4 protein-coding genes are annotated in these 4,635 nt (G+C 62.9%); all 4 read right to left on the bottom strand.

Annotated features, from left to right (window positions below; translation table 11 throughout):
- Positions 1 to 118: 118 nt before the first annotated feature.
- Positions 119 to 1,543: a gamma-aminobutyraldehyde dehydrogenase gene (locus QMX97_RS31625; RefSeq protein ID WP_282398213.1), complete on the bottom strand. Its 1,425-nt coding sequence runs from the start codon at positions 1,541 to 1,543 to the stop codon at positions 119 to 121.
- Positions 1,544 to 1,703: 160 nt separating this feature from the next.
- Entirely contained in the window at positions 1,704 to 2,513 is an 810-nt protein-coding gene (locus QMX97_RS31620) for an ABC transporter permease (RefSeq protein ID WP_065903232.1), read from the bottom strand.
- A complete protein-coding gene (locus QMX97_RS31615) occupies positions 2,503 to 3,432 on the bottom strand; it encodes an ABC transporter permease (RefSeq protein ID WP_106804986.1) in 930 nt (309 codons plus the stop codon). Before QMX97_RS31615 ends, QMX97_RS31620 begins: the two co-directional genes overlap by 11 nt.
- Position 3,433: 1 nt before the next feature.
- Positions 3,434 to 4,468: an ABC transporter ATP-binding protein gene (locus tag QMX97_RS31610; RefSeq protein WP_065903225.1), complete on the bottom strand. Its 1,035-nt coding sequence runs from the start codon at positions 4,466 to 4,468 to the stop codon at positions 3,434 to 3,436.
- Positions 4,469 to 4,635: the final 167 nt, after the last annotated feature.

Here is a 4,635-nt window from a genome sequence, read left to right as displayed (position 1 = left end):
GTAACCTACTAATTATTTTTTTTTATGAGGCGGGCCCCTGTGGGTGCGGGCTTGCCCGCGATAGCGTCGGCACAGACACGCCGCCATCGCGGGCAAGCCCGCACACAGGGGTAAAGCGTCAGTGCTTGAACATCACATGGCGTACGGTGGTGTAGTCCTCCAGCCCATACATGGACATGTCCTTGCCATACCCGGACAGTTTCTGACCGCCGTGGGGCATTTCACTGACGAGCATGAAGTGGGTGTTGACCCAGGTGCAGCCATATTGCAAACGCGCGGCCAGGCGATGGGCGCGTCCGACATCGGCGGTCCATACGGATGACGCCAGGCCGTAGTCCGAATCGTTGGCCCAGCCGAGCACCTGCGCTTCATCGGTGAATTTAGTCACCGACACCACCGGCCCGAACACCTCGCGGCGCACGATTTCGTCGTCCTGCTGCGCATCGGCCAGCACCGTCGGTTCAAAGAAGAAACCATTGCCTTCCACCGCCTTGCCGCCGGTCACCAGGCGGATGTGCGGCTGGGCCACGGCGCGTTCGACAAAGCCGGCGACGCGGTCGCGGTGCTGCGCGGTGATCAGCGGGCCGAGCTCGGTGGCCGGGTCATCCTGCAGGCCGTACTGGATGCTGGCGACTGCCGCGCCGAGCTTCTCGACAAACGCATCGTAGATATCCGCCTGGGCATAGATGCGGCACGCCGCGGTGCAGTCCTGGCCGGCGTTGTAGAAGCCGAAGGTGCGAATGCCTTCGACGGCCGCGTCGATATCGGCATCGTTGAAGATGATCACCGGGGCCTTGCCGCCCAGCTCCATGTGCATGCGCTTCACGCTGTCGGCGGTGCTGGAGATGATGTTCGCGCCGGTAGCGATGGAGCCGGTCAGCGACACCATGCGCACTTTCGGGTGGTTCACCAACGGGCTGCCCACGGTCGGACCACGCCCGAACACCAGGTTGAGGACACCGGCCGGGAAAATATCGGCGGCCAGTTCGACCATGCGCAACGCCGTCAGCGGGGTTTGTTCCGACGGCTTGAGCACCACGGTATTACCGGCAGCCAGGGCAGGGGCGATTTTCCAGGCGACCATCATCAGCGGGTAGTTCCACGGCGCGATGGAAGCGATGACGCCCACCGGGTCGCGACGGATCATCGAGGTGTGACCGGGCAGGTATTCGCCGCCAGCCGACCCGCTCATGCAACGGCTGGCACCGGCAAAGAAGCGGAACACGTCGGCAATCGCCGGGATCTCATCGTTCAGCGCGGCGCTGTAGGGCTTGCCGCAGTTGTCCGATTCCAGCTTGGCCAGCTCTTCACCGTGGGCCTCGATCACGTCCGCCAGTTTGAGCAGCAGCAAGGAGCGGTCTTTGGGTGCAGTCTGCGACCAGCCTTCAAAGGCGGCATCGGCAGCGCGCACGGCGGCGTCGACCTGGGCTTCGCTGGCTTCCTTGATTTCCACCAGTACCCGACCCAATGCCGGGTTGAACACCGGCTGCGCAGGGCCTTCGCCTTCGACCAGATGGCCGTTGATCAGCAGTTTGGTTTGCATGGTTCTGTCCTCTTAAAGCTGCATCGTTTCCCCTGCCGAAACCGGTTCAAGTGTGGGAGCGGGCTTTCAGTTGATACATCACGTGACTGATACACCGCTTTCGCGAGCAAGCCCGCTCCCACATTTGAATCTCATTCCTTCAGTGGCAATGGGTTGTCAGTTATTTACCGCCACTCCCGGCCACGCTTTCACCGCCGCGCGTCAGGTAGTAGGCACCGAGAATCGGGAACATCGTCACCAGCATCACCAGCATCGCGACCACGTTGGTCACCGGCACATCCCGTGGCCGGCTGAGCTGGTTGAGCAGCCACAGCGGCAAGGTGCGCTCGTGGCCGGCGGTGAAGGTGGTGACGATGATTTCGTCGAACGACAGCGCAAACGCGAGCATGCCGCCGGCCAGCAGCGCCGAGCCGAGGTTGGGCATGATGATGTAGCGGAAGGTCTGCCAGCCGTCGGCACCCAGGTCCATCGAGGCTTCGATGAGGCTGTGGGAAGTACGCCGCAGGCGCGCGATCACGTTGTTGTAGACGATCACCACGCAGAAGGTCGCGTGGCCGACGATGATGGTGAACATCCCGGGCTCGATGCCCAGCGTCTTGAACGTCGCCAGCAGTGCGATACCGGTGATGATCCCCGGTAGCGCAATCGGCAGGATCAGCATCAGCGACACGCCTTGCTTGCCGAAGAATTCGCGCCGGTACAGCGCCGCCGAGGCCAGGGTGCCGAGCACCATCGCGATCAATGTGGCGATGGCCGCGATCTGCAGCGACAGCTTGATCGCTTCGAGCACGTCGGGCCGGGCGAAGGCCACGCTGAACCACTTCAGGGTAAAGCCCTGGGGCGGAAAGCTGAACGCGGCTTCTTCGGTGTTGAAGGCGTAGAGGAAGATGATCAGGATCGGGAAGTGCAGGAAAACCAACCCGCCCCAAGCCGCTATTTTCAGGCTCCACGAAGCTTTTTCAGAGTGCATCGAAGGCCCCCAGGCGTTTGACGATGGACAGGTAAACTGCGATCAGCACGATCGGTACCAGGGTGAACGCGGCGGCCATGGGCATGTTGCCGATGGCACCTTGCTGGGCGTACACCATGCCGCCGACGAAGTAGCCCGGCGGGCCCACCAGTTGCGGCACAATGAAATCGCCCAGGGTCAGCGAGAACGTGAAGATCGAGCCGGCGGCAATGCCCGGCACCGACAGCGGCAAAATCACCTGCATGAAGGTTTGGCGCGGCTTGGCCCCGAGATCCGCCGAGGCTTGCAGCAGGGACGGCGGCAAGCGTTCCAGCGAGGCCTGGATCGGCAGGATCATGAACGGCAGCCAGATGTACACGAACACCATGAAGCGCCCCAGGTGCGAGGTGCTCAAGGTGCTGCCGCCCACGCCGGGAATGCCCAGCACGAACTGCAGCAGCGGTTCCAGCCCCAGGTGCTGCACGAACCACTGTGCGACGCCGCCCTTGGCCAGCAGCAAGGTCCAGGCATACGCCTTGACGATATAGCTGGCCCACATCGGCATCATCACCGCGATATAGAAGAACGCCTTGGTCTTGCCCGTGGTGTAGCGCGCCATGTAGTAGGCGATCGGGAAGGCGACGATGGCGCTGGCGATCGACACCACGATCGCCATGCTCAGGGTGCGCACGATGATGTCGAAGTTCGACGGCTGGAACAGGGCGGCGAAGTTGGCCAGGGTCAGGTCCGGCGTGACCGCCATGGTGAAGTCGTCGAAGGTATAGAAACCTTGCCACAGCAGGGTCAGCAGTGAGCCCAGGTAGATCGCGCCGAACCAGATCAGCGGCGGTACCAGCAACATTGCCAGGTACAGGTTGGGCTTGCGGTACAGCAGGTTGGAAAACCTGCGCATCGGCGGTTGGGAAAGGGCCGAAGTCATCTCACACCTCGCCTGCGATGTCGGTCAGCGGGGTCATGGCTTCCCGCGCCCAGCGCGCGGTGACGGTCTGGCCGACCTGGTGGCCGCTGCTGATATCCAGCCATTGGTTGTTCGCCTGGCTGATGTTCAGCGCCTGGCCGTTTTCCAGTTTCAGTTCATAGCGGGTGGCGCTGCCCTGGTACTGGATGTCGTGCAGCAGGCCGCTGATTTCGACCTCACCGACGCCCAGCGGGCCTTCGGCAAAGCGCACGTGTTCCGGGCGGATCGAGAACGGTTGCGGGGTGCCGCTGAGGCGTTGGGCCAGCTCGCCGCGAAGCACATTGGAGGTGCCAACGAATTCGGCGACGAACGACGTGGCCGGCTTCATGTACAGGTTGCGCGGGGTGTCGACCTGTTCGATGCGGCCCTTGTTGAACACCGCCACCCGGTCGGACATCGACAGCGCTTCGGTCTGATCGTGCGTCACGAAGATAAAGGTGATGCCGAGTTGGCGTTGCAGCTTCTTCAACTCGCTTTGCATCTGCTCGCGCAGCTTGAGGTCGAGGGCGCCGAGCGGCTCATCGAGCAGCAGCACACGCGGGCGATTGACCAGGGCGCGGGCCAGTGCCACCCGTTGGCGCTGGCCGCCGGAGAGCTGCACCGGCTTGCGGTCGCCGTAGCCGCCGAGGGCGACCATGCCCAGGGCTTCTTCGGCGCGGTTGAGGCGCTCGGCCTTGCCGACGCCCTTGACCTTGAGGCCGTAGGCGACGTTGTCGCGCACATTCATATGCGGGAACAGCGCGTAATCCTGGAACACGGTGTTGACGTCACGCTGATACGGCGGCAAGCCGGCGGCTTCCTCGCCATGAATGCGGATCGAGCCTGCGCTCGGCTGCTCGAACCCGGCGATCAGGCGCAGGCATGTGGTCTTGCCTGAGCCGGAAGGGCCGAGCATGGAAAAGAACTCGCCGTCCTGGATATCGATGGAAACCCGGTCAACGGCTTTCACTTCGCCGAACTGACGGGAAACGTGGGTGAATTGGACTGCAAGCGTCATGGTGCGGTGCTCCAAAAAGGCGCGGGTCGTCGCAGCGGCCCGGCCTGGACTTCTGAAAAAATTAACGCGGTGTTGAGGGCGACTCGGTCGAAATGTGGGAGCGGGCTTGCTCGCGAATGCGGTGTGTCAGTCACCGATGAATCAACTGAAAGTCCGCTTTCGCGAGC

Source organism: Pseudomonas sp. PS01298 (assembly GCF_029959745.1).
Taxonomy (GTDB): domain Bacteria; phylum Pseudomonadota; class Gammaproteobacteria; order Pseudomonadales; family Pseudomonadaceae; genus Aquipseudomonas; species Aquipseudomonas aylmerensis.
This window is presented reverse-complemented; position numbering and strand designations above follow the sequence as displayed.

Bases quoted from the DNA above. Each gene is read 5' to 3' on its own strand.
- QMX97_RS31625 (WP_282398213.1), bottom strand. From the start codon at position 1,543: ATGCAAACCAAACTGCTGATCAACGGCCATCTGGTCGAAGGCGAAGGC.
- QMX97_RS31620 (WP_065903232.1), bottom strand. From the start codon at position 2,513: ATGCACTCTGAAAAAGCTTCGTGGAGCCTGAAAATAGCGGCTTGGGGC.
- QMX97_RS31615 (WP_106804986.1), bottom strand. From the start codon at position 3,432: ATGACTTCGGCCCTTTCCCAACCGCCGATGCGCAGGTTTTCCAACCTG.
- QMX97_RS31610 (WP_065903225.1), bottom strand. From the start codon at position 4,468: ATGACGCTTGCAGTCCAATTCACCCACGTTTCCCGTCAGTTCGGCGAA.